This is a genomic window from Kitasatospora sp. NPDC059160 (genome assembly GCF_042755465.1).
GTDB lineage: Bacteria > Actinomycetota > Actinomycetes > Streptomycetales > Streptomycetaceae > Kitasatospora.
In genome coordinates this window covers 30,212-54,295 of sequence record NZ_JBHZCN010000017.1, presented here as the reverse complement: position 1 = coordinate 54,295, position 24,084 = coordinate 30,212, and the positions used below count along the sequence as shown (strand labels likewise).

The following is a 24,084-nucleotide window of genomic DNA, read 5'->3' as shown; positions in this document are numbered from 1 at the left end:
CGCATGCGGGCGTGCCGGTGCTGAACCGAGGGGAGCCGGAGGCCACAGGAACGGGCAGCAGGAGCGGACCCTCTCGGCGCAGCGAGGCTAAACCGGTTCAGAACGGGTGTCAACGACCCGGACAACAACCACCCGACGGAGTCAGGAACCGGCACCCGGAGGAGTCAGGGCCCGGCGCCCGGAGGAGTCAGGGCCCGGCACCGAGGGAGTCAGGAACCGCTGCCCGGCGGGGAGGTGGACTCCCGCACCGTCAGCCGGGGCGTCGGCATCTGGAGGTCGCGGTCGGGCCCGGCGCCGTCCAGGGCCTCCAGCAGGCTGCGCGCGACCTGCTCGCCGAGCGCGAAGGTGTCCCGGCTGAGCGCGGTCAGCGGCGGGTGGACGATCCGGGCGAGCACCGAGTCGTCGAAGGAGACGATGGACAGCTCCCCGGGCACCGAGACGCCCATCTCCCCCGCCACGCCCAGCCCGGCGACGGCCATCACGTCGCTGTCGTAGACGATCGCGGTGGGCCGCCCGGGCCGGGAGAGCAGGGTGCGGGTGGCCGCCGCGCCCTCGGCGTCGCTGAAGTCGGTGGGCACCGACAGCGCCTCCTCCAGTCCGAGCCGGCGCGAGGCGTCGCGCAGCGCGCGGATCCGGCGCTGGGTGTGCTGGAAGTGCGGCAGCCCGGCGAGGTGGGCGATCCGGCGGTGCCCGATGGCGGCCAGGTAGTCGACGATGGAGAGCATCGCCTCCCGGTCGTCGGCCCAGATCCGCAGCTGGTTGCCGCCCTTGCCGGGCCCGCCCAGGACGACGGCGGGCAGCCCGAGTTCGTCCAGGACGGGCAGCCGCGGGTCCTTGACCTGGAGGTCCACCACGATGAACCCGTCCACCCGGTGCTCGGAGGCCCAGCGCCGGTAGACCCCGATCTCGGCGGCGGTGTCCTCGACCACCATCAGGTGCAGGGCGACCGAGCTGGCCGAGAGCACGGCCTGGAGGCCGGAGAGCAGTTGGCTGAAGAACGGCTCGACGCCGATGGTGCGGGCCGGGCGGGCGATCACCAGGCCGACGGCGTCGGAGCGGGCGCCGCCGAGGGCGCGGGCGGCGCTGTGCGGGCGCCAGTTCATCTCCTCGGCGACCCGCAGGATCCGGTCCCTGGTCGCCTCGCTGACACCGGGGCGGCCGTTGAGCGCGAAGGAGACCGCGCCCTTGGAGACGCCGGCCTGGCGCGCGATGTCGGCGATCGTCGGTCTGCCCACAGGATCCGACTCCTCTCTTGACAGTCAAGTTTAGGCGGGAGCATAGTCCCTGCCAGAGCTAGACCGGTTTAGTTAAGCAGGTTCTGACACACCACCACCCATCCCAGAACCCCAGGACCACCGGGAGACCCTCATGCGAAGAATCTGGGCGGCACTGACCACCACGGCCCTCACCGCGGCGGCCCTCACCGGCTGCGGACTCGGCTCCGGAGACACCAAGAGCAGCGACAACGTGGCGAGTGCGGCCGCCACCGGTGAGGTCAAGGGCAAGGTCTCGATCCAGACCTGGGCGCTCAAGCCGAAGTTCACCGACTACATGCAGGGCGTGATCGACGGCTTCAAGAAGAAGTACCCCGGCGTCGAGGTCGACTGGCTGGACCAGCCCGGCGAGGGCTACTCCGACAAGGTGCTCAGCCAGGCCGCCTCCGGCACCCTGCCCGACGTGGTCAACCTCCCGCCGGACTTCGCCTTCCCGCTGGCCAAGAAGGACGTCCTGCTGGACGTCGCCAAGGCCGACCCGAAGCTCGCGGACGAGTACGTGGCCGGCGGCGTGAGCGCCTACCGCTACCGCGGCTACCAGGGCACCTTCGGCTACCCCTGGTACCTCAACACCGATGTGAACTACTGGAGTTCCGACCTCCTGACGAAGGACGGGCTGGACCCGAAGAAGCCCCCGACCACCCTGGACGAGCTGATCGCCCAGGCCCGGGTGATGAAGGAGAAGTCCGGCGGCCAGGCCTACCTGATGAGCCGCAAGCCCGGCCTCGGCGACCTCTACAACATCGGCGTCAAGATCATGGCCGACGACGGCAAGTCCTTCACCTTCAACACCCCGGAGGCCGCTGCACTGCTCGACAAGTACCGCGACGCCTTCAAGGAGGGCCTGATGCCGAACGGGGTGCTCACCGACACCTACGCCGGCAACTCCAAGCTGTTCAGCGCCGGGACCGCGGCCTGGACCACCGGCGGCGGCAACTTCATCACCAGCCTCGCCACCGACAACCCCACCCTGGCGCCGAAGGTCGTCCCGTCCCCCGCGATGGGCACCCCGCCGATGTACGTCCAGGGCCTGTCCATCCCGAAGAACACCAAGAACCCGGCCGCCGCGGTCGCCCTGGCCCGCTGGGTCACCAGCCCGGAGAACCAGGCCGCCTTCGCCCACCTGACCAGCGTCTTCCCGTCCACCAAGGCCTCCGCGAGCGACCCGTTCTTCAGCAAGAGCGACGGCACCAACGCGGGCGACGCCAAGGTGATCGCCTTCACCTCGCTCGCCAAGGCCGAGCTGATCCAGCCGGTCGAGGTGGACGACGCGATGGGCACCGTCGTCAAGCAGCAGTTCGCCCTCGCCATCAGCGGCCAGAGCAGCTCCCAGCAGGCCCTGGACACCGCCGTGGAGCAGTGCAACAAGCTGCTCAAGGGCTGATCCCCCGCAGCCGCGGCCTCACCGTCCCGACGTCCCGACGAACCGCAGTCCCGTACCCCCTACCGGCGAAGCGGCGGGTCCTCCCCCACACCCGCCGCCCCGGGCCTCGCACACCCCCGGGGCCTGTACCACCCCGGGCCCCGGAAGGCCCAGCCCCAGGAAGGCATCCGCATGACCCACCGGCGCTGGTTCACTCCCTGGCTGCTCGCCGGCCCCGCGATACTCTGGCTGGCCGTCTTCAACCTCTGGCCGGCCGTCAACACGGTGATCCTCTCCTTCACCAACGCCAAGCCCATCGGCGGCGGCCGGTTCACCGGCCTGGAGAACTACGGCCGGCTGCTGGACGACGCCCAGCTCGCCGACGCCCTGCTCAACAGCATCGTGTTCATGCTGGTCTGCCTCCCCCTGCTGACCGTCCTGCCGCTGCTGCTCGCCCTGCTGGTGCAGCGCCGGATCCCCGGCATCACCTTCTTCCGCACCGCCTTCTACACCCCGGTGATCGCCTCCGCCGTCGTGGTGGCACTGATCTGGGGCTGGGTGCTGGACGACCGGGGCCTGGTCAACGGCCTGCTCCAGGAGGGCGGCCTGGCCGACTCCCCGGTCCCCTTCCTCACCGACCGCTGGCTGCTGCTGTTCAGCGCGATCGCCCTGACCGTCTGGAAGGGGCTCGGCTACTACATGGTGATCTACCTCTCCGCCCTCGCCAACGTCCCGCACGAGCTGCACGAGGCGGCGGCCGTGGACGGCGCGAGCCCGCTGCGCCGCTTCTGGCACATCACCCTGCCGGGGGTGCGCCCGACCATGGTGCTCATCTCCGCGCTCATCTCGGTGAGTTCGCTGCGCGTCTTCTCCGAGTTGTACGTGCTCTCCAACGGACTGGGCGGCCCCGGCGGCCGCGACATGTCGGTGGTGATGCTGATCCAGATGTACAGCCGCGGCTTCAACGGCCACCTGGGCTACGCCTCCGCGCTCAGCCTGCTGCTGTTCGTCGTCACCCTCGGCCCGATGCTGTTCCTGCTGCGGCTGAACCGGAAGGCGGCCTGAACCCGTGACCACCGCGACCACCGACCCCCGCCGCAAGCCCGACCCGAGCGCCGAGGGGGGCAGGAGGACCAAGGGGGCCAAGGAGGCCAAGGGCGGCGCCCGCGGCTTCAACACCCCCTCCCGCGCCCGGACCGCCTCCCGTTACCTGCTCCTGCTGCTCGTCCTGCTGCTGGTGATCGGCCCCTTCCTCTGGCAGCTGTCCACCGCCCTCAAGGGCCCCACCGAGGACGTCTACACCCGCACCCCGAGCTTCCTGCCCGACCAGCCCACCCTAGGCAACTTCGGCAAGGTCGCCGACACCATCCCGGTGTGGACGTACGCCCTCAACTCGCTGACCGTCGCGGCCGTCTGCATCGCCGGCAACGTGGTCGGCTGCACTCTGGCCGGCTACGCCCTGGCCCGACTGCGCTTCCGCGGCGCCCGGCTGCTCCTCGGCCTCTTCCTGGCCACCCTGGTGCTGCCCGGCGAGGTCACCATCGTCTCCCAGTACGTGCTGGTGCGCGGCCTCGGCCTGGCCGACAGCCTGGCCGGGGTGGCCCTGCCCGGGGCGATCGCGATGCTCAACGTGCTGCTGATGCGCACCGCCTTCGCCGCCGTACCGGCCGAGCTCGACCAGGCGGCGCTGGTGGACGGCGCCAACGTCTGGCAGCGGCTGTGGTACATCGGTCTGCCGAACGTGCGCGGCATGCTCAGCGTGATCGTCATCTTCACCTTCATCGGTGCCTGGGACGACTTCCTCTGGCCGCTGATCGTGCTCAACGACCCGCAGAAGTACACCCTGACCGTCGGGCTCCAGTACCTCAACGGCACCTTCTCCGCCAATCCCCGGCTGATCGCGGCCGGCACCATGATCGCGTTCCTGCCGATCGTCGTGGTGTTCGCCGTCTGCCAGCGCTTCTTCTTCCAGGGCGTCGAGGAGGGAGCCGTCAAGGGCTGAGCCCCCGAGGACGAGAACACCGTCCGTACGCCCCGACCCAGTTGAGGTAGCCCACCCGTGACCCCCGTGACCACCGATTCCGCCGCTTCCACCGCTTCCACCACTCCGAAGGCCCCGCGCTTCGGCGTCAACTACACCCCCAGCAAGGGCTGGTTCCACCACTGGCTCGACTTCGACCTGGACGCCGTGCGCGCCGACTTCGACTCCGTCGCCGCCCTCGGCCTGGACCACGTCCGGGTCTTCCCGCTCTGGCCGCTGTTCCAGCCCAACCGCACCCTGATCCGCCCGCGCGCCGTCGAACAGCTGACCGCACTCGTGGACGCGGCCGGCGAACGCGGCCTGGACGTCGCGGTGGACGGCCTCCAGGGCCACCTGTCCAGCTTCGACTTCCTGCCCGCCTGGACGCAGACCTGGCACCGCCGCAACCTGTTCACCGACCCCGGGGTCCTGGACGGCCAGGCCGCCTACCTGCGCACCCTCGCCGGGGCCCTGCGCGAACGCCCGAACTTCCTCGGGATGACGCTCGGCAACGAGATCAACCAGTTCTCCGGCGCCCCGCACCCCGACCCCGACCGCTGCACCCCCGCCGAGGCGGAAGCCTGGCTGCACCGGATGCTCACCGCCTGCGAGGACGGCGCACCCGGGCGGCTGCACCTGCACGCCTCCTACGACGCCGCCTGGTACCTGGACGAACACCCCTTCACGCCTTGGCACTCGGCCCGCCTCGGCGGCGCCACCGCCGTGCACTCCTGGGTCTTCAACGGCACCGCCCAGCGCTACGGCGCCCACTCCACCGCCACCGCCCAGCACGCCGCGTACCTGGTCGAGCTGTCCAAGGCCTGGGCGGACGACCCGGCCCGCCCGGTCTGGCTGCAGGAGGTCGGCGCGCCCGCTCCGCACATCACCGCCGCGGACGCGGCCCGGTTCACCGGCGCCACCGTCGAGGCCGTGCTGGACTGCCCGGACCTCTGGGGCGTCACCTGGTGGTGCTCCCACGATGTGGACCGCTCGCTCGCCGACTTCCCCGAACTGGAGTACAGCCTCGGCCTGTTGACCACCGACCGGGCGGTCAAACCGGCCGGCGCCCGGCTCGCCGAGGCCGCCGCCGAGGCCCGCCGCAGCTGGCAGCCGCCCAAGCCGCGCGGCACCGCCGTGGTGGTCGCCACCGGTGACGAGGTCACCTCCCCGCGCCGCGCGGACTGCGGCCCCGGCGGCCCGGTGTACGAGGCCTTCATGCGCCTCGCCGAGGCCGGCGCCCGCCCGACCACCGTGCTCGCCGAACGCGCCGGGGACGCGGCGCACCTGGCGGCGCGCGGTATCACCGAGGTGGTCCACCCCGCCGACGTAGGTTCTCTGTAGTCCGCGCCGTCCCCCTCCCTTCCACCGCCCTCCCCCAGCAACTGCCCTCCCGCACGCAACGGAGCCTGCCGCCATGCACGATGACCGCACCCTCGTCGAGTCCCGCCTCAAGCGCGTCCTGGAGGAGCGCATCCTCCCGGCCGTGTACCCGGAGTCCGTCCCGCTGGAGGTCGGCATCTGGACCGCCCCCGGCGAGCCCGTCCCGGTCGCCGAGGGCCTGGCCGCGCCGCGCACCCCGATCGCCGTCGGCGACGCCTGGGGCGCGCCCTGGGGCACCAGTTGGCTGACGGTGTCCGGCACGGTGCCGCAGGCCTGGGCCGGACGGACGGTCGAGGCGCTGATCGACCTCGGCTTCGACGCCAACATGCCCGGCTTCCAGTGCGAGGGCCTGGTCTACCGCCCGGACGGCAGCCCGGTGAAGGGCCTCAACCCGCGCAACCAGTGGGTGCGGATCGCCGCCCCGGCGGCCGGCGGCGAGCAGGTGCTGCTGCACGTCGAGGCCGCCGCCAACCCGGTGATCCTGGACTACCACCCCTTCCTGCCGACCGAGTTGGGCGACAAGGAGACGGCCGGGGACCGTCCGCAGTACAAGCTCGCCCGGATGGACCTCGCCGTCTTCGACGACACCGTCTGGCAGCTGTCGCTGGACCTGGAGGTGCTCGGCGAGCTGATGGCCGAGCTCCCGGTGGACGGCGCCCGCCGCTGGGAGGTGCTGCGCGCGGTCGAGCGCGCACTGGACGCGATCGACCTCCAGGACGTCAACGGCACGGCCGCCGCGGCCCGTTCGGAGCTGACCGCCGTCCTGGCCGCGCCCGCCGTGCCGTCCGCGCACCGGATCAGCGCGATCGGCCACGCCCACATCGACTCCGCCTGGCTGTGGCCGCTGCGCGAGACGGTGCGCAAGGTGGCCCGGACCACCGCCAACATGACCGCCCTGCTGGAGGACGAGCCGGAGTTCCGCTACACCATGTCCCAGGCGCAGCAGTACGCCTGGATCAAGGAGCACCGCCCGGAGGTGTACGCCCGGGTGCGCAAGGCCGTCGCCGAGGGCCGGTTCGTCCCGGCGGGCGGCATGTGGGTGGAGTCCGACACCAACATGCCGAGCTCGGAGGCGATGGCCCGGCAGTTCGTGCACGGCAAGCGGTTCTTCCTGGAGGAGTTCGGGGTCGAGAACCACGAGGCCTGGCTGCCCGACACCTTCGGCTTCACCGGCGGCCTGCCGCAGATCATCCGCAACGCCGGCTCCAAGTGGCTGCTGACCCAGAAGATCTCCTGGAGCCAGGTGAACAGGTTCCCGCACCACACCTTCCTCTGGGAGGGCATCGACGGGACCCGCATCTTCACCCACTTCCCGCCCGTGGACACCTACAACTGCTCCATGAAGGGCAGCGAGATCGCCCACGCGGCACGGAACTTCAAGGACAAGGGGGTGGCCCGGCACTCGATCGCCCCGACCGGCTGGGGCGACGGCGGCGGCGGGACGACCCGCGAGATGGTCGGCAAGGCCGCCCGGCTGCGGGACTTGGAGGGCTCGGCCACCGTCCGCTGGGAGAACCCCGCCGAGTTCTTCGCCAAGGCCGAGGCCGAGTACCCCGACCCGCCGGTCTGGGTCGGCGAGCTCTACCTGGAGCTGCACCGGGCCACCCTGACCAGCCAGGCGAAGACCAAGCAGGGCAACCGGCGCAGCGAGAACCTGCTGCGCGAGGCCGAACTCTGGTGCTCCACCGCCGCGTTGCGCGCGGGCGCCGAGCAGCCGTACGCGTACCCGTACGAGCAGTTGGACCGGATCTGGAAGACGGTGCTGCTGCACCAGTTCCACGACATCCTGCCCGGCTCCTCGATCGCCTGGGTGCACCGCGAGGCCGAGGCCACCTACGCGGCGCTGGCCCGGGAGCTGGCGGAGCTGATCGACGCGGCCCAGCAGGCACTGGCCGGATCCGCCGACGGCGGGCGGGAGTTGGTGTTCAACTCCGCTCCGCACGCCCGTTCGGCCGTCCCGGCGGGCGGCGCGGCCGTCGCCACCACGGACGCCCCGGCCGCCACCGTCACTGCGCTCGACGGCGGCGGGTTCACCCTGCGCAACGGCCTGCTGGAGGTGGTGGTCGACGCCGACGGCCTGATCGGCTCGGCCGTCGAGCTCGCCACCGGCCGGGAGACCGTCGCCCCCGGCAGCCGGGCCAACCTGCTCCAGCTGCACCCCGACTTCCCCAACATGTGGGACGCCTGGGACGTGGACCAGTTCTACCGCAACACCGTCACCGACCTGACCGGCGTCGACTCCCTCACCGCCACGGCCGCCGACGGCCGGGCCGAGGTCAGGATCGCCCGCTCCTTCGGCTCCTCCACCGTCGTCCAGACCCTCACCCTGCACCCGGGCGAGCAGCGGCTCGACATCGACACCGAGGTCGACTGGCACGAGACCGAGAAGTTCCTCAAGGCCGCCTTCCCGCTGGACGTCCACACCGAGCGGTACGCCGCCGAGACCCAGTTCGGCCACCTCTACCGGCCCACCCACACCAACACCAGCTGGGACGCCGCCAAGTTCGAGGCCTGCAACCACCGCTTCGTCCACCTGGACGAGCCCGGCTGGGGCGTCGCGCTGGTGACCGCCTCCACCTACGGCCACGACGTCACCCGCACCGTGCGCGCCGACGACGGCGGCACCACCACCACGGTCCGCTTCTCGCTGCTGCGCGCCCCGCGCTTCCCCGACCCGAAGACCGACCAGGGGCTGCACCGCTTCCGGCACGCGCTGGTCCCCGGCGCCGCGATCGGCGACGCCGTCCGCGAGGGCTACCGGATCGGCCTGCCCGAGCGGCGGGTCACCGGCACCGCCGAGCGGGTCGCGCCGCTGGTCGAGGTGGACCACGACGCCCTGGTGGTCAGCGCCGTCAAGCTCGCCGACGACCGCAGCGGCGACCTGGTCGTCCGGGTCTACGAGGCCGGCGGCGGCCGCGCCCGGGGCCGGCTCAGCACCTCCTTCCCGCTGGCCGGCGCCGTCCCCTGCGACCTGCTGGAACGGCCCTGGGACGGCACCCGCGGCGAGGTGACGGTCGAGGACGGCGCGGTGCGCCTGGCACTGCGCCCGTTCGAACTCGTCACGCTGCGCCTCAGCCCCGCCCGCTGACCGACGTACGGTGAAGGCGCCCCGGCCCGCCCGGCCGGGGCGCCGCCGACCCCTCCTGGAGCCCGCCATGCCGCTCACCCCCCTGTTCGCCGCCGTCGACGTCGGCGGCACCAAGATCGCCGGCGCCCTGGTCGACGGCACCGGCCGGCTGCGGCACCGGCTGCAACTGCCCACCCCCGCCCGGGAGCCGGGCCCGGCCGTGCTCGCCGTCGTGCACAAGGTGCTGGAGCAGCTGGCCGGCACCCCCGACTGGGCCGCCGTGACGGCCGTCGGCATCGGCAGCGCCGGCCCGGTCGACCTTGCCGACGGCACCGTCAGCCCGGTCAACATCCCCGGCTGGCGGGGCTTCCCGCTGGTCGCCGAGGTCGCCGCGCACCCGGCGGTGGCCGGACTCCCGGTCCGCCTGGCGGGCGACGGCGTCGCGATGGCCGCCGCCGAGCACTGGCAGGGCGCCGCCCGGGGCGCCGCCAACGCGCTCTGCCTGGTGGTGTCCACCGGCGTCGGCGCCGGACTGGTGCTGGACGGCGCCGTGCGCCCCGGCCCCAGCGGCAACGCCGGACACCTCGGGCACATCACCGTCGACCTGGACGGCGAGCCCTGCCCGTGCGGCTCCCGCGGCTGCCTGGAGGGCCTCGCCAGCGGCACCGCGATCGCCCGCCGGGCCCTCGCCGAGGGCTGGCGCCCGCCCGGCGAGGACGCCACCGCCCGCGCCGTGGCCGCCTCCGCCGCCGCGGGCGACCCGGTCGCGCTGGCCTCCTTCGACCGGGCCGCCCAGGCCCTGGCCGCCGGGATCGCCGCCACCGCCGCCCTGGTCGACCTCCACCGGGTGGTGGTCGGCGGCGGCGTCGCCACCGCCGGGGAGGTGCTGTTCGCCCCGCTCGCCCGCCACCTGGACCGCTACGCCGCCCTGTCCTACGTCCGAGGCCTGGACGTGCGCCGCGCCGAGCTCGGCACCGACGCCGGGCTGATCGGCGCCGCCGCGCTCTGCCGCTGACAGCCCCGGGAGACCCCTGGCATGCCGCCCTACACCCTGCTCGACAACCCGGTCCGCCACTACCCCTGGGGCTCCCCCACCGCCATCCCCGCCCTCACCCGCACCGCCCCCGACGGCACCCCGCAGGCCGAACTGTGGATGGGCGCCCACCCCTCCGCGCCCTCCCGGGCCGGCGGCCGGGCGCTCGACGCACTGATCGCCGCCGACCCGGACGGCCTGCTCGGGCCGGACACCGTACGGCGGTTCGGCCCGGAACTGCCCTTCCTGTTCAAGGTGCTGGCCGCCGACCGGGCGCTCTCCCTGCAGGTCCACCCCACCCGCGCCCAGGCCGAGGCCGGGTACGCCGCCGAAGAGGCCCGGGGCATCCCGCCCACCGCCCCGGAGCGGGTGTACAAGGACCGCTCCCACAAGCCCGAACTGCTGGGCGCCCTCGGTGACTTCGAGGCCCTCTGCGGCTTCCGCCCGACCGCCGCCACGGCCCGGCTGCTGGACGCCCTCGGCGTGCTCGCCCCCTGGGCGGCCACCCTGCGCGAGCGGCCCGCCGCCGAGGCACTGCCCGCACTGCTGCGCCGGGCACTGGCCGCCGACGCTCCCCAACTCACCACCGTGGCCGGGGCGCTGCGCCGCACCGCCGCCTCCGGCGGCCCCCACGCGGACACCTGCGCGGCCTACGCCCGGCTCGCCGAGGAGTACCCCGGCGACCCTGGCCTGCTCGCCGCGCTGCTGCTCAACCACGTCCGGCTCGCCGCCGGCCAGGCGCTCTACCTCGCCGCCGGGGTGCCGCACGCGTACCTCCGGGGCGTGGGCGTCGAGTTGATGGCCAACTCGGACAACGTGCTGCGCTGCGGGCTCACCGGCAAGCACGTCGACGTGGCCGGACTGCTGGCCGTCACCGACTTCCGGGCGGCCGCGCCCGCCGTCCTCGAAGCCCGCCCACTGACCGCCGTCGAGGCCGAATTCCCTTCCCCCGCCGCGGAGTTCCGGCTCTCCCGGCTGCACCCGTCGGCCGCCCCCGTCCGGATCGAGCTGCCCACCCCGCAGATCCTGCTCTGCACCGCGGGCAGCGCCCGGCTGCACGCCCCCGGACACCCCGGCCTCGACCTGCCCCGGGGCGCCTCGGCGTACCTGCCCCCGGGCGCCGGGCCGGTCGAGCTGACCGGGCCGGGCGCGGAGCTGTTCCGGGCCACCACCGGCCGCTGGGGCGTGCCCTAGGCGCCCTGACCCGCAGGGTTGTGCACGCGGGGTTGTTCACGCGGGCAGCGGGTGGCCGAAGAGCAGGTCGTAGCCGTCCGGCAGCTGCTCGACCACCCGGTCGACCAGCTCCCCCGGGACGAGTTCGGCCAGGGTGCTCAGCACCGCCCCGATGTCCCACTGCGCGGTCGCGGTCGTGGCGCCGTCGATCCAGCCCACCACGGCCTCGACGAAGCGCTCGGCGGTCAGCGGCTCGGCGGCGGGCCGGGCGTCCCGGAGCAGCGTCGCGTACGTGGCGGGCAGCGCCCCGGCGAGTTCGCCGCGCTCCGAACCCACCAAGTGCTCACCCAGCAGGCAGAGCACGACCCGGACGGCGTGGTCCGCCTCCGCCTCGCCCCGGTACTCGCCGCGCTCCACGACACGGGCGAGGAAGTCCTCCCAGGAGATGGTCATCGCGTCCTCCTTCCGGTCGGCGGGACCGGGCCGGGTCGGCGGCCGATGGTCCAGGGAGGCTGCTGGTCGCAGCCCGTCACCGCCGGGGGACGTACCGGTTCCCGTGCTGCTCAGCGTACTGCGCTCCGGACCGGGCGGACCCGCCGCTGCGGGTGGGGCGGCGGTCCTGAACGGAACCCTGACGCCGTGCCCTTGCGGTGCGGCGGAAGCGGTCCGGGAGGGGCCGGACGGGAGGGGCCGGACCGACGGATCGACGCCGTTGTCGATCACGCCGCCGGCCCGCGCCGTCACCGGCACGGGAGCCCACGGTCGCCGGGCGGCTCAGTCGCCGGGCGGCTCAGCGGGCGGTTCAGCCCGCCGAGGTACGACACCGCCGACGCGGACCGCGCGGCGAGCCCACCCCGCCACCCAGCCGGGCCGGCGCCCAGCGCACCGGGTCCGACTCCGAGGCCGGGACCGGCGCCTGCACAGACGCCTGCGCCCGGGCCGCCGCAGCGGCACCAGCGGCAGCGGCAGCGGGAAGGCCGCCCGCCCGGCGGTCGCCACGCGCCGTGTCCGGCGCCGGGCCGGCCGCCGAGACCGACATAAACGCCGCCAGAAAGCGCCGCTCGTTCTGGCTGAGTTTGCGCGAACGCCCGGATTCCGGGTCCCGTGCGACCACCACGGTCCGCGCCCGCATAAACGTGAGCGGTTCCCGGCAGACATTCACCTCGACGTGCGCGGAACTCCGCCCGAGGTGTTCCACCGTCAGCCGCACCGACAAAGGCTCGGGGCGGTGGTGCAACTGTTCCAGGTAATCGATCTCGTGCCGGGCGATAATGAATCCGGACGGGAACAGCGATTGCCGGACGGCGGTCGCGTGGTGGCGGAACAGGTCGTAAATCCCCTCCTGGACGTAGCCGACCAGCCGGGCGTTGTTGATGTGCCCGTTCTCGTCGACGTCGCTCCACCGGGTGGGGCAGGACAGCACGTGCACGCCCGGACGCAGGGCGCTCACTGCTCCGTCAGCCCGGCGCCGGCGACGGTGGGGAGCAGCGCCCGCTGCAACCTGGCGTAGTAGCCGGACTGTTCGGCCGCCATCCGGGCCGCGGTCCAGCCCTCCTCGGCCGCCTCCGCGGCGGCCTGCACGACCAGGCTGTCGAGCACCGTGTCGACCGACCGGCAGAGTGCGGCGACCGCCGCGAGTCGCTCGGTCACGTCCGCCGTTCCGGCCGCATTCCGGGCCGGAAATGCCGCCAGCGAGTCGACCGCGAGCTGCAGATCGTCGATGACGTCCGACCGGCTTTCCTCCGGGGAATTCCGCATGCTTTTCTCCAGGACCAATTCGGGCCGTTACGGCCCGGTAGCTGACGTTCGAATACACCCGATCGGTGTCGGCCCCCCGACGGCTTCGACGCTATCCCAGTCGGCGCAGGTCCGCAGATGGTTTTCGGACGCTGAGGGGAAACTGACTTCCATTGGAGTAGTTTGCCGGGGTACACAATATGCCCCATCAGCCGAACGCGGTAAGCAGAACGGGTGGTATCGCCGACCCGCCGACCAAGATCGACTACTGTCCGTCACGGATCTGCTACCAGCCACCCCACCAGCGCGCCTTGTACAGCTGCGTGCCGGTCAACTTCCACGTCCTCTCGGGGCGGTGCAGGCGGATCACCGAGGTGCACCAGTCGCAGGCCGGGGAGTGGTCCGGGACCACCGTGAGCAGCCGCCCGGTGCCGGGCTCGTCACCGATGCTCTTGACGTCCCGCTCCTCGGCCGGATCTGCGGAACGGGCGGGATCGGCGGGATCGGCCAGATGGACGGCGGTGAACCCGTCGGCGGCGGGGTCGTACTGCCAGAGGCCGTTCAGGGTGCTCACCCAGAACCGGCCCGGCGAGCCCAGGACGGGCGCGAGGTCATGACCGCCCTGGTCGGGCAGCGGGGCACTGCGGACGGCGGTCAGGGCGGGCGCGTCCGGGTCTCCGCCGACCCGCAGCCCGGTCAGCTCACCGTCGCCGAGCACCCAGAGCAGGCCGGTCCGCTCGTCCCAGTGCACCCCGTGCGCGCCGGGGAGCCGGAACGTCGCATGGGCGGTGGCCCGGGAGCCCTGCGAGGCGGCGTACAGCCGTACCCACCCGCCGGCACTCGCGGCGACCGCGACGTTGCCGTCCGGGAGCAGCTCGATGCTGTGCGGATTGACGTCCCCGCCGAGGTCCGCCGCCCAGCGGCTGGCGCCGGTGGCGGTGTCGACGACGGCGGCGAGCCCGCCGGAGGCCGTGGTCAGCAGGTAGTGCCGGCCGTCCAGGGTCCGGCCCTTCGCCTCGTCCGGGTCGATCCAGCTCTGCTCGGGGTCCAGGTCGCCGAGGTCGGACGCCCGGTCGGCCGCCCAGGACCACACGACGGGCGGACGGTCGACGCCCTGATACTCCGTCAGCTCATCGACCCCCCGCAGCACGAGGACGCGGCGGGACGCCTGGTCCACGGCGACCACCTCCCCGTCCCGCGCGGCGTCCGGTGCGGCGGACGCGGCGCGGGTGACCGACGCGCCATGGGCAACGGACGCGGCACGGGCGGCATACGCGCGGCCCGCGGGCACGCAGAGCAGCAGGGCGAGGCACAGGGCCGGCAGGGTTCTCCTCAGCACGCCCCAACGGTGCGCGGCGCACGGCGCGGCACCCGGCAGACCAGCCGCGCGCCTCGGCCGAACGGCCCGTCAGATTCGCCCGGAGACCAGGTCCGCGACCCGGGCGATCGGCGAGGTGGTGGCCCGTCCGGCCGCCTCCTGCCGGTCGGCGGCGTGGTACGCGGCGTACATCGCCTGCACCCCCAGCCAGCGCAGCGGCTCCGGCTCCCAGCGCCGCACGGTGTGCCCCACCCAGGGCAGCGCGGTGAGTTCGGTGTCCCGCCCCAGCACCAGGTCGCGCAGGGTGCGGCCGGCCAGGTTGGTGGTGGTCACCCCACTGCCGACGTACCCGCCCGCCCAGCCGAGCCCGCTCGCCCGGTCCAGCTCCACCGTCGCGCACCAGTCCCGGGGGACGCCCAGCACCCCGGCCCAGGCGTGGTCGATCCGGGCGTGCGCGGCGGCGGGGAAGAAGTCGTTCAGGATCCGGCGCAGCTGGCGCACCGTCTCCACCTGGGTACTGCCGTCCGAGTCCGTCCGCGAGCCGAAGCGGTACGGCACGCCCCGCCCGCCGAGGGCGATCCGGTCGTCGGCGGTCCGCTGGGCGTACATGTAGGCATGCGCGAAGTCCCCGAGCACCTCCCGGCCCTGCCAGCCGGCCTCCGCCCAGAACTCCGCGGACAGCGGCTCGGTGGCCACCATCGCCGAGTTCATCGGCAGCCAGGTCCGCCGCTCGCCGCGCAGCCCGGCGGTGAACCCCTCGGTGGCGCGCAGCACGCGGTCGGCGGTGACGGTGCCGTACGGCGTCACGGCGCGCGGACGGCGGCCGTCGCCGCCGGGGACGATCCCGGTGACGGGCGTGCCCTCGTACACCTCGACCCCCAACTCCCGTACCACCCGCGCCAGGCCGCGCACGAGCTTGGCCGGCTGGATCCGGGCCCCGTACGGGGACCACGCCCCGCCGAGGATGCCCGCGGCGTTGACGCGCCCGCCGGCCTCCTTCGCGGAGAGCTCCTCCACCCGGCCCTCTCCGTAGCCCCGCTCGGTTTCGACGAAGGCCTTCAACCGCTCCAACTGCGGCCCGCTCCGGGCCACTTCGAGCACCCCGCCCCGGACGACGTCCGCCTCGATCCCCTCCGCGGCCGCGGTCTCCACGACCTCGCCGACCGCTGCGTCCATCACCCGCTGCATCGCCGCCGCCCGGCCCCGGCCGTACGTCCTGGCGAAGGCCCCGCGGCCGGCGAAGCCGTTGTACAGCCACCCGCCGTTGCGCCCCGAGGCGCCGTAGCCGCAGAATCGGCGCTCCAACAGGGCTACCCGCAGGCCGGGTTCGGCCTTCTTCACGTAGTAGGCCGTCCACAGTCCGGTGTACCCGCCGCCGACGACGCAGACGTCCACGTCCCGGTCTCCCGGCAGGGCAGGGCCCGGCTGCGGAACCCCCTCCGCCGCGTACCAGAACGACACCTCGCCGTTGACCGCTGCCACCGGAACCTCCCACACCGTCGCCGACCTGCCCGGACGCTACTCCGGGCCGCTCACGGGGCAACACCCGCACACTGCCAGGATCGGGCCGCCGGACCAGCCACCCTGTCAGTCCCCCAGCAGGTCCAGCGCCCGGGTCCAGCTGTACGACCCGGGCGTGAACTCCGCGATCCGCACGCCCATCCGCCGCAGCCGCTCCAGGCTCTCCCCGTACGCCGGGTGCGCCGCCTGGGCCGCGCTCAGACAGGGCTGGACGGCGACGGGGATGCCCCAGCCGTAGGACTCGCAGAGGATGCCCAGCGCGAGGGTGTCCGAGATCCCGGCGCTCCACTTGTTGATCGTGTTGAAGGTGGCCGGCGAGACCACCAGCGCGTCCGGGTCGGGCAGCGGACGGGGATCCCCGGGCTTCCGCCAGGCGGACCGGATCGGGAAACCCGTCTGCTCCTCAAGCCCTTCCACGTCGATGAACCCCATCGCCAACGGAGTCGCCACCACCCCGACGGACCACCCCCGCCCCTGCGCGGCGGAGACCAACTCCGGCACACCATTGGCCACTCCGGCCGCACACACCACCACATAGAGCATCGGCATCACCCGCACGCCCCTCTCTTACCTAGCAGCCCACCACCAGATCCGCATGCACGATCTTCCCGCATACCTCCACAGAGGCCCCCCAACGCCCGCCCCCGGCGCCCCTCCGATCCCATGACTCCGAGTCGGAGTCACCACACTCTCCGTAGCCGTACTATTGGCCCAGCCTTCAGGAGAGCGAGCGGTGGCGCGTCAACCAGACCCGAGCGAAGTCATCGAAGGGCGAGCAGAATCAGACTCCTCCTGCTCGCCGACATCATCCCGTCGCCCCGGAGAGGTCCATCATGAGGCCGACCACCACCGACACCGAGGCCTGGAACGCCCACCTCGCCGAGGGCAACGCGCGACAGGCGCGCAAGCGCGTCTCGGCGGACGTCATCCTGCGCGACGACGTCGGCCGGATCCTCACCGTCAACCCGACCTACAAACCGGCCTGGGACCTGCCCGGTGGCATGGCGGAGGCCAACGAGCCGCCCGACCGTGCAGCCGTCCGGGAACTGCGGGAGGAACTCGGCCTGAACATCACCGTCCACCGCCTCCTCGTCGTCGACTGGGTCGCCCCGCACGGCCCCTGGGACGATCAACTCGCCTTCGTCTTCGACGCCGGCGTCCTCGCTCCCGCCCTCGCCGCCGCCGTGCGCCCGCACGACGACGAACTCTCCGAGGCCATCTTCCTCCCCGCCGCCGAGGCCACCGCCAGGCTCCGCCCCCGTCAACGCCGCCGGTTCCAGGCCGCCCTGCACTCGCTCGCCGACGGCCGAACCCGGTACCTGCACAACGGGATTGATCCCACCACCGAGAAGGAATCCCCCATGACCGAGGACGGCCGGATCTTCCGCGAGGCCTGGATCGCCGGGGTGCGCAAGCACTTCCCCGGCGATCCCAAGCCCGGCTACGTCTCCCCCTGGGAGGAGACGCCCGACTGGGAACGGGCTGCCGCAGCCGCCGTGTTCGGCCAGGTCCGCGATTTCATCACCGTCAGCGGCGGGAGCACCTCGAAGCTCACCCGCGAGCAGAAGGGCCGCTTCGTCGCCCTCTGCTGGATCGCCCAGATCCACCACCACATCGCCGCCCCCAAACCCGCCTACACCGCCGACTGGGACGACCTCCCCAAGTGGCAGCAGGAGACCGACGCCGACATCTTCGAGGCCGTCGAACGCCACCTCTGACCCTCCCGCCCGCGCCTGCGAGTCCGCAGGCGCGGGCGCGGGCGCGGGCGCAGACCCGCGCCGCGTCGCCGGAGTTGGTCGCGCGGCCGCCGCGCGAGAAGCGGTCGCCGCGAAGTCGGTCATGGCCGCCCTGACGGACGGTACCTAGCACCACCATCAACTCGGATAGGAGCGCTACTGCCTCCGGCGCGCGCGAACGACATGCTGATGCCGTGCCCGAGGAACGGGCACGGGAGGGAGTCAGGTGTCATGGCGAGCACTCAGCCGACCGGCGTTCATTCGCTCCGTCCGGTCGGCGGGGACGCCGGTTCGGACGCCGGTGCCCGGCGGATCCTTCCGAAGGCCGCGGCCGCTTCGGCGCTCCCCCTGCTGCTTCGCCGGGGGGCCACGGTCCTCACCGCGCTCGGGCTGGCGATGATTCCCTGGCTGGTCTTCCTGCACACCGGACTGCCGGCCACCGCTCGGGCCTCGCACTGGGCCTGGACGTGGACGGGTCTGGACGGCCTTGAGGCGCTCGGCCTGCTCTCCACCGGACTGCTCCTCAGGCGCGGCGACCGCCGGGCCTGCCTGGCCTCCGCCGCGACCTCGGCCCTGCTGCTGGTCGACGCCTGGTTCGACACCATGACGGCCGCCCCGGGTTCGGACTTCACGCAGGCGGCGCTCATGGCGGCCTTCGCCGAGGTGCCGCTGGCGCTGGCCTGCGCGGTTCTCGCGACCCGGACCTTCCCTCGGCCGGGCCGCTGAGCGGAACAGCTCGTGACGTGATCGGCGCGCCTGCGGTCCGGTCCGCAGCGTCGGCGCTCCGACGCAAGTCGACTGCACACAAACACACCTGACGGACCATCAGAACTGCTCTCGATGGCCTTAGTCGGACATTTATGGAGGAATGATGAGGAATTCACGAGCATTGATCGGCGCGGGCGCTGCCGCCGCCGTCGCCACCTGGTGGTTCACCGACTCCGCGCCGTACCCGTACTCCCAGCACTGGCTGCTCGACCTGCCACTGCCGTTCCTGACCTTGAAGCGTCTGGACCACGTGCTGCAGGCCCGGGAGGGCGAGAGGATCCTGGAGATCGGCCCCGGAACCGGCCTGCAGTCGCTGCACGTCGCACCGCAGCTGGGCCCGGACGGGCAGCTGGACATCGTGGACATCCAGCAGGAGATGCTCGACCACGTGGGCCGCCGGGCCAAGGAGCAGGGTGTCGGCACCATCGTGCCGACCTGCGCCGACGCACATGAACTTCCTTTTGCGGACGGCTCGTTCGATGCGGCCTACCTGGTGACGGCGCTGGGCGAGATCCCGGATCCGGCGCGCACGCTGGCCGAGCTGCGCCGGACGTTGAAGCCGTTCGGGCGGTTGGTGGTCGGCGAGTTCTTCGACCGGCACCAGATCCGGCCGTCCTCGCTGATCAGCCTGGCGGAGGGAGCCGGGCTGCGGGTCGCCCGGCTGTACGGTCCGCCGTTCGCGTACTACGCGGTGCTGCGTCCGATCCACGCCTGACGCCACCGTGCGCGCGGCCGCACGGGTGCCCGAGGACCACGACGGGACTGGACGCGCACCAGGGGGCCCGCCCCCGCTCCCGGGGCTCAGTCCCTGGACGCGCCCAGGAAGCGCAGCACGGCGAGCACCCGGCGGTGGTCCGCATCGGCCACCGGCAGGTCGAGTTTGGCGAGGATGTTGTTGATGTGCTTGGCCACCGCGCTCTCACCGACCGTCAGCGCCTCGGCGATGCCAGCATTGGACCGGCCCTCCGCCATCAGGGCCAGCACCTCCCGCTCGCGCGGGGTCAGGGCGGCCAGCGGGTCGCCGCGGCGGAGCAGGAGTTGGGCGACGACCTGGGGGTCCAGCGCCGTCCCCCCTTCGGCCACCCGCCGTACCGCTGCCGCGAAGTCGTGGACATCGGCCACGCGTTGCTTGAGCAGGTAGCCCACTCCGCTCGTGTTGTTCGCCAACAGGTCAGCGGCGTACCGCTCCTCCACGTACTGCGAGAGCAGGACCACCGCCGTGCGCGGCCGGCTGCGGCGGATCGCCGTGGCCGCCCGCACGCCCTCGTCGGTGAAGGTGGGCGGCATCCGGACGTCCACCAGGGCGAGTTCGGGCCGGTGCTCCTCGACGGCGGCCAACAGCGCCTCCGCATCGCCGACTTCGGCGACGACCTGGAAGCCGCCCATCTCCAGTACCTTGACCAGGCCGACCCGCAACAGCACCGAGTCCTCGGCGATCACCGCGCGCACGGCAGCTCCACCGTCACGGTCGTCGGTCCCCCGACGGGGCTGCTGAGCCGGAGGACGCCGTCGACGGAGCCCACCCGCTTGGCCAGCCCGCTCAACCCCGTACCACCGGAGGGGTCGGCGCCGCCCAGCCCGTCGTCGGTGACGTTCAACCGCAGGACCGTCCCGACCCGTCGGACCGTCACCTCGACCCGCGAGGCGCCGGCGTGCTTGGTCACGTTCGCCAGCGCCTCGGAGATCACGAAGTACGCAACCGACTCCACGGCGGGCGCCGCCCGTTCCGGCAGCTCGACCCGCAGGCGCACCGGCAGCGGAACGCGGGCGGCCAGTCCGGACAACGCCGCATCCAGGCCCCGGTCCTCGAGCACCGCCGGATGCAACCCGCGTACCATATCGCCGAGTTCGGCGATCGCCGCCTTCGCCTCCAGGTGCGCTTCCGCCAGCATCGCACGGGTCTCGCCCGGCAGGTCGGGGCTGGTGGCCATGGCCAGTCCCAGGTTGACCGCCAGCGAGACCAGCCGCTGCTGGGTGCCGTCGTGCAGGTCGCGCTCGATCCGGCGGCGCTCGGCATCGACCGCCTCGATCAGATCGGTGCGGCTGGTCGCCAGGTACGCGACCCGCTCCTGGAGCCGATCGGCCCGGCTGGGTCCGAGCAGCGCCGCGGCGGAGCGCGACTCCGCCCGGGCCACCACCCCGGCGAGCCAGGGCAGGAGGGACAGCAGCAGGAGGCCGAGCACGGTGTAGCACGGCATCAGCGTCGCCCAGCCGAACCATACGCGCCGCGCCCCGACCGGCAGCGCCCACACCCAGCCGTACCCGGTGGCGCCCGCCAGACCCACCGCCGCCGCCACCAGCACCAACAGCTCCGCCAGGGCCGCCGGCGGGCCCAGCACCAGGTGGTACCCGACCTGGCGCCAGGCGCGCGGCGAGGCGAGCCACCGCAGGGCCGTGGCGGGCGACCACCGCTGCGGCACGGGCGCCGGGCGACGGATGTCCACCCCGAGCAGCGCCCGGTGCCGGTACCGCTGAACCATCGTCAGCACCGGGACGCCGCTCAGGACCAGGGCGACGGACACCGGGAGCACGAGCGCCCAGTCCCCCGTCCTGGCAATGGTCGCCGCGCCCCAGGCCCACACGGGCACCAGCGCCAGGTGCAGCGGGACACCCGTGGCCAGGAAGCCGGTGTCCCGCCGCGCCCGCCGCGCCAGGCGCCCCAACCGGGGTGGAATCGTCATGGCTCGACGTTAGAGCACCCCGACACGGGCCCGCTATGGATCTTGTATCCGCATCCCTGGTGAACCCAGTACCACCACGCCGGGGCCGGGTCCCAGCGGACGTCCAGTCCCGTTCTTGACGGTTCGGCAGCGCCCCATGGCCTGCCGGCCTGGCCTCGGCGGCGTTCCACTGCTTCGCCCTGTGGCGCGAGCGCGACCCGGACCGGCAGATTCAGGAACCGGCCTCCGAAGCCGTTGTCCACCGGCTGAACCCGCGGGCATCGTCGGCCCATGGTTCCGTACATACGGAGTATGTATCGCCGTACGCGTCAGGCCCTGCCCGACGCACCACCGCAGCACCATGTCATGCACGCCCAGAAAGGCCCCCTGGTCCATGCCCGCAGCAAACCGCTCCCTCGGCGGCTCGAAGCGCCTGACGGCGCTCCTGCTCTCACTCGTCGCCCTGTTCTCCGTGGCCCAGTTCAAGGCCGCCCCGACCGCCAAGGCCGACACCAGCAACTACTGGTCGGTCGTCACCTGGGACATCACCGGACTCGCCGCTGGGGGCAGCCGTCCCGCGGCGAGCTACCGGAGCATGATCAGGCAGCTCAGGGAGCTCTCCGGAACCAGCATCGCCCCCGCCTGGCACGGACCACCACGGCCACCGGGCGGTACATCGAGATCAGCGTGAACGACTACAGCGACCCGATCAACACGCACCGGCTCTCGCTCTACCTGCGCCTCGACAACCTGTACCTCGACGGCTTCACCGCCTCGGGGCGGAACTGGCGGTTCAGCGACGCTCCGACGTACCTCAGCACCCGGTTCGCCGCCGCCTACCCGCGGGACGGCCTCCTCGAGAACCTCCGGTACTCCTCCCACTACTCGGACCTCGCCAGCCCCGAGGCCCGCGGTGCCCAGCGCTACAGCGGAGCGGCCTTCTACGGCTTCCTCAGCACGCTCTTCGGGGTCTCCGAAGGCTCCCGGGACCAAGCCCGCGCCCCACTCGCCGCCATGATCGGAGCGACCTCCGAGGCGGCCCGTTTCGGTTGGATCGAGAACCGCATCGCCGCCTCGATCGAGACCGGCGGACAGCAGGACGGCGCCCAGCGCTACGACAACCTGGGCCCCTTCGGAGCCGGCCTGGAGAACAGCTGGGACGAGCTGTCGCGCCTCGTCTACCGGGAGCAGAACGGTGACTCCCAGCGCCCCACCGTCAGGATCGACGGCCGCAACTACAGCAGCATCAGCGACATCGTCAACGGGATCGGCACCGGAACGCCGAGGATCGCTCCCTTCCTGACCCACGGAACCGCCCACTGACGGCATCCCCACCTGCCCGGAGAACCGCCACGGCCGCCACCGAGAGCACTCGGTGGCGGCCGTGGCCCGGTATCAGCCCTGCGCGGAACGCGGGTCGCACCACCCGCCTCAGGACGGCATCCGCACCGGGGCGATCACCGAGGGCGGGGAGCAGTGCGGGGAGGTGCGGCAGACGGTGAGGGGACGGGGGTTGGCGCCGTCCAGGACCTGGACGGACCACAACACGGGGTAGCTGCCGCCGCAGATGCCGCAGGTCGGGGGCGGCGGCGGGGTGAAGCCCTCGGGCGGCGGGCCGAAGCCGGGCGGCACAGCAGGCGACGCGGCGGGCGGGGCAACGGGCGGGGCAACGGGCGGCTCCGTGGGCGGCGCCGGCATCGGGGCCACGGCCGGCATCGGCGGCACGGCCGGGCGCGGCGGCGCCACCGGTGGCGGGGGCGCGACCGGCGGCACCGGCGGCACCGGAGGCGGCGCCGCGCCCCACACCGCCAGCCCCGCCACCAGCGCCTCGAAGTCGTACCCGCACTCGCCGCAGCTGATCAGCGCCCCCTCCGTACGCATGTCCCCGCAGCCCGGGCAGAAGGTCACCGGGTGTTCGTCGGCCGCCGTGCTCTCGCAGCGCGAGCAGATGAAGTCGGGCTCGACCTTGCCCTGTTGGAGGAACGCCCCGATCATCGCGAAGGGGTTGATCTCACCGTTCTTGCCGTGGCCGGCCCGGACGACGGTGGTGATGAGCTTGAGCCGCCTCCGCCGTTCCCGCATCCGCTGGAGGTCCAGGTTCACCACCTTGGTCTGCCGGCAGTCCCGGCAGGTGCACAGGGTGCGGACCGGCAACTGGGAGCGGATGCCGAACTGGCGGTACAGGAACTCGAAGACGGGGCGCTGTTCGCTGCCGATCCGCACGTCCACCACACCGAACCCGACCGCCGCCAGGCAGCCCTCCACCTCGGCGGCCAACCGGGCTACTCCGGCGCCGAGTTGTTCCGGTACGCCGTCCGGCCGGCTGCTCATCATCACCGGTATCGCCAGCAGGGCGGCCAGGGCGGAGTGGTCCAGGCCGAGTACGCCCGCGCGGGAGTGGAAGACGGCGCCCTGCACCCCGCTCCAGAGCGAGGGCCCGGTGCGCCGGGGGGTGCCGGAGAGCCGGTCGTTGATCATGGCGGTGACCCCGCCGACCACCCGTTGCCCGGTCTGGTGGTGCCGGGCCAGCGTCTCGGCCTGGGGTGCGCTGGTCCACCAGCGGGGCTGCGGGAAGTCCGTCGCCGCCTCGGGGTCGAGGGCGGTCAGCGCCCGGTCGAGGGCGAACAGCGCGTTCTGGTACGCCGTCACGTACGGGGACTGCACACCGAGGGCGACCACCGAGACGGCCCGGTCGGTGAGGTGCACCGCAACCGTGGTGCCGTTCCCGTCGGCCGCGGCAGCGGCGGCGAACTGGAGCCGCGCCGCGAGCGGGACTTCGTCGGGCAGCAGCATGGCGGAGCGCACGACCGAGCCGCGCCGGGCCTCCACCACGGTGGCCTGCTCCGAGGTGACCTGGAAGCCGAGCGAGCGCAGCGCGTCGACGGCGGCGATCCGGACGCGTCCGGCGTCGGCGCGGACGCGGCGCTCGGCGTCGAGGGTGATCGAGGCCAAGACTCCTCCGCAGGAATGGATTTCGGGGCGGAACGACCGCACGACGGACCGGGATTCTAGTCACCGACGGCCGCACCCCGCA

At 73.1% G+C, this 24,084-nt stretch carries 22 protein-coding genes and 1 pseudogene; 13 read left to right on the top strand and 10 right to left on the bottom strand.

The features are described 5' to 3' along the window. Positions 1–209 precede the first annotated feature (209 nt). Positions 210–1,235, bottom strand: a complete 1,026-nt coding sequence (locus tag ACFXOZ_RS10080; RefSeq protein WP_375894386.1) for a LacI family DNA-binding transcriptional regulator — start codon at positions 1,233–1,235, stop codon at positions 210–212. Positions 1,236–1,368: 133 nt separating this feature from the next. On the opposite strand from ACFXOZ_RS10080, the gene ACFXOZ_RS10075 reads away from it, so the two are divergent. From ACFXOZ_RS10075 to manA, 7 genes are all read left to right on the top strand, one after another. Then, a complete protein-coding gene (locus ACFXOZ_RS10075; RefSeq protein WP_380589062.1) occupies positions 1,369–2,658 on the top strand; it encodes an ABC transporter substrate-binding protein in 1,290 nt (429 codons plus the stop codon). A 171-nt stretch (positions 2,659–2,829) separates the two neighbouring features. Further along, positions 2,830–3,702 carry a carbohydrate ABC transporter permease gene (locus ACFXOZ_RS10070; RefSeq protein WP_375894380.1) on the top strand — a complete coding sequence of 291 codons (873 nt, stop codon included), beginning with the start codon at positions 2,830–2,832 and terminating at the stop codon, positions 3,700–3,702. Positions 3,703–3,706: 4 nt separating this feature from the next. Further along, positions 3,707–4,639 (top strand): carbohydrate ABC transporter permease, encoded by a 933-nt coding sequence (locus ACFXOZ_RS10065; RefSeq protein WP_380525388.1) that lies wholly within the window; start codon positions 3,707–3,709, stop codon positions 4,637–4,639. A 66-nt stretch (positions 4,640–4,705) separates the two neighbouring features. Then, positions 4,706–5,998, top strand: coding sequence for a glycosyl hydrolase (locus ACFXOZ_RS10060; RefSeq protein ID WP_380589059.1), 1,293 nt, complete (start codon positions 4,706–4,708; stop codon positions 5,996–5,998). Between the two features lie 73 nt (positions 5,999–6,071). Then, positions 6,072–9,125, top strand: a complete 3,054-nt coding sequence (locus tag ACFXOZ_RS10055; RefSeq protein WP_380589056.1) for an alpha-mannosidase — start codon at positions 6,072–6,074, stop codon at positions 9,123–9,125. Between the two features lie 67 nt (positions 9,126–9,192). Further along, positions 9,193–10,119: an ROK family protein gene (locus tag ACFXOZ_RS10050; protein WP_380525391.1), complete on the top strand. Its 927-nt coding sequence runs from the start codon at positions 9,193–9,195 to the stop codon at positions 10,117–10,119. A 21-nt stretch (positions 10,120–10,140) separates the two neighbouring features. After that, positions 10,141–11,331 carry a mannose-6-phosphate isomerase, class I gene (manA, locus tag ACFXOZ_RS10045; RefSeq protein ID WP_380589053.1) on the top strand — a complete coding sequence of 397 codons (1,191 nt, stop codon included), beginning with the start codon at positions 10,141–10,143 and terminating at the stop codon, positions 11,329–11,331. Between the two features lie 36 nt (positions 11,332–11,367). On the opposite strand, the gene ACFXOZ_RS10040 is transcribed toward manA, so the two are convergent. The 6 genes from ACFXOZ_RS10040 to ACFXOZ_RS10015 form a co-directional block, all read right to left on the bottom strand. After that, complete coding sequence (locus ACFXOZ_RS10040; protein ID WP_380589050.1) at positions 11,368–11,763, bottom strand: DUF2267 domain-containing protein; 396 nt, start codon at positions 11,761–11,763, stop codon at positions 11,368–11,370. Between the two features lie 349 nt (positions 11,764–12,112). After that, the gene (locus ACFXOZ_RS10035) at positions 12,113–12,760 is read right to left on the bottom strand and encodes an acyl-CoA thioesterase (protein ID WP_380589047.1); all 648 of its coding nucleotides are present in this window, start codon (positions 12,758–12,760) and stop codon (positions 12,113–12,115) included. Next, the gene (locus tag ACFXOZ_RS10030; RefSeq protein WP_375894358.1) at positions 12,757–13,068 is read right to left on the bottom strand and encodes a hypothetical protein; all 312 of its coding nucleotides are present in this window, start codon (positions 13,066–13,068) and stop codon (positions 12,757–12,759) included. Before ACFXOZ_RS10030 ends, ACFXOZ_RS10035 begins: the two co-directional genes overlap by 4 nt. Positions 13,069–13,333: 265 nt before the next feature. After that, positions 13,334–14,386: a DUF6528 family protein gene (locus ACFXOZ_RS10025; protein ID WP_380589044.1), complete on the bottom strand. Its 1,053-nt coding sequence runs from the start codon at positions 14,384–14,386 to the stop codon at positions 13,334–13,336. Positions 14,387–14,455: 69 nt separating this feature from the next. Further along, positions 14,456–15,847, bottom strand: a complete 1,392-nt coding sequence (locus tag ACFXOZ_RS10020; RefSeq protein WP_380589041.1) for an NAD(P)/FAD-dependent oxidoreductase — start codon at positions 15,845–15,847, stop codon at positions 14,456–14,458. A gap of 105 nt (positions 15,848–15,952) precedes the next feature. Further along, on the bottom strand, positions 15,953–16,435 hold the full coding sequence (locus tag ACFXOZ_RS10015) for a flavoprotein (RefSeq protein ID WP_380589038.1): 483 nt from the start codon (positions 16,433–16,435) through the stop codon (positions 15,953–15,955). 284 nt (positions 16,436–16,719) lie between these two features. Between ACFXOZ_RS10015 and ACFXOZ_RS10010 the strand changes: the two are divergent. The 4 genes and pseudogenes from ACFXOZ_RS10010 to ACFXOZ_RS09995 form a co-directional block, all read left to right on the top strand. After that, positions 16,720–17,217: pseudogene (locus tag ACFXOZ_RS10010) on the top strand (NUDIX domain-containing protein); the annotation flags it as partial. 30 nt (positions 17,218–17,247) lie between these two features. Continuing rightward, entirely contained in the window at positions 17,248–17,604 is a 357-nt protein-coding gene (locus ACFXOZ_RS10005) for a hypothetical protein (RefSeq protein WP_375894442.1), read from the top strand. A gap of 249 nt (positions 17,605–17,853) precedes the next feature. Beyond that, positions 17,854–18,348: a hypothetical protein gene (locus ACFXOZ_RS10000; RefSeq protein ID WP_380525400.1), complete on the top strand. Its 495-nt coding sequence runs from the start codon at positions 17,854–17,856 to the stop codon at positions 18,346–18,348. Positions 18,349–18,493: 145 nt separating this feature from the next. After that, positions 18,494–19,105 carry a class I SAM-dependent methyltransferase gene (locus tag ACFXOZ_RS09995; RefSeq protein ID WP_375894825.1) on the top strand — a complete coding sequence of 204 codons (612 nt, stop codon included), beginning with the start codon at positions 18,494–18,496 and terminating at the stop codon, positions 19,103–19,105. A gap of 86 nt (positions 19,106–19,191) precedes the next feature. Here ACFXOZ_RS09995 and ACFXOZ_RS09990 read toward each other — a convergent pair whose 3' ends face one another. After that, on the bottom strand, positions 19,192–19,839 hold the full coding sequence (locus tag ACFXOZ_RS09990; RefSeq protein WP_380589035.1) for a response regulator: 648 nt from the start codon (positions 19,837–19,839) through the stop codon (positions 19,192–19,194). Next, positions 19,827–21,071, bottom strand: coding sequence for a sensor histidine kinase (locus tag ACFXOZ_RS09985; RefSeq protein WP_380589032.1), 1,245 nt, complete (start codon positions 21,069–21,071; stop codon positions 19,827–19,829). Before ACFXOZ_RS09985 ends, ACFXOZ_RS09990 begins: the two co-directional genes overlap by 13 nt. A gap of 373 nt (positions 21,072–21,444) precedes the next feature. Here ACFXOZ_RS09985 and ACFXOZ_RS09980 point away from each other — a divergent pair, with 373 nt between their 5' ends. Together ACFXOZ_RS09980 and ACFXOZ_RS09975 are read left to right on the top strand one after the other, a co-directional pair. Next, complete coding sequence (locus ACFXOZ_RS09980) at positions 21,445–21,741, top strand: hypothetical protein (RefSeq protein ID WP_380525404.1); 297 nt, start codon at positions 21,445–21,447, stop codon at positions 21,739–21,741. Further along, positions 21,738–22,373 carry a ribosome-inactivating family protein gene (locus ACFXOZ_RS09975; protein ID WP_380589029.1) on the top strand — a complete coding sequence of 212 codons (636 nt, stop codon included), beginning with the start codon at positions 21,738–21,740 and terminating at the stop codon, positions 22,371–22,373. Before ACFXOZ_RS09980 ends, ACFXOZ_RS09975 begins: the two co-directional genes overlap by 4 nt. 108 nt (positions 22,374–22,481) lie before the next feature. Here ACFXOZ_RS09975 and ACFXOZ_RS09970 read toward each other — a convergent pair whose 3' ends face one another. After that, on the bottom strand, positions 22,482–24,002 hold the full coding sequence (locus ACFXOZ_RS09970; RefSeq protein ID WP_380589026.1) for a hypothetical protein: 1,521 nt from the start codon (positions 24,000–24,002) through the stop codon (positions 22,482–22,484). Positions 24,003–24,084 lie beyond the last annotated feature (82 nt).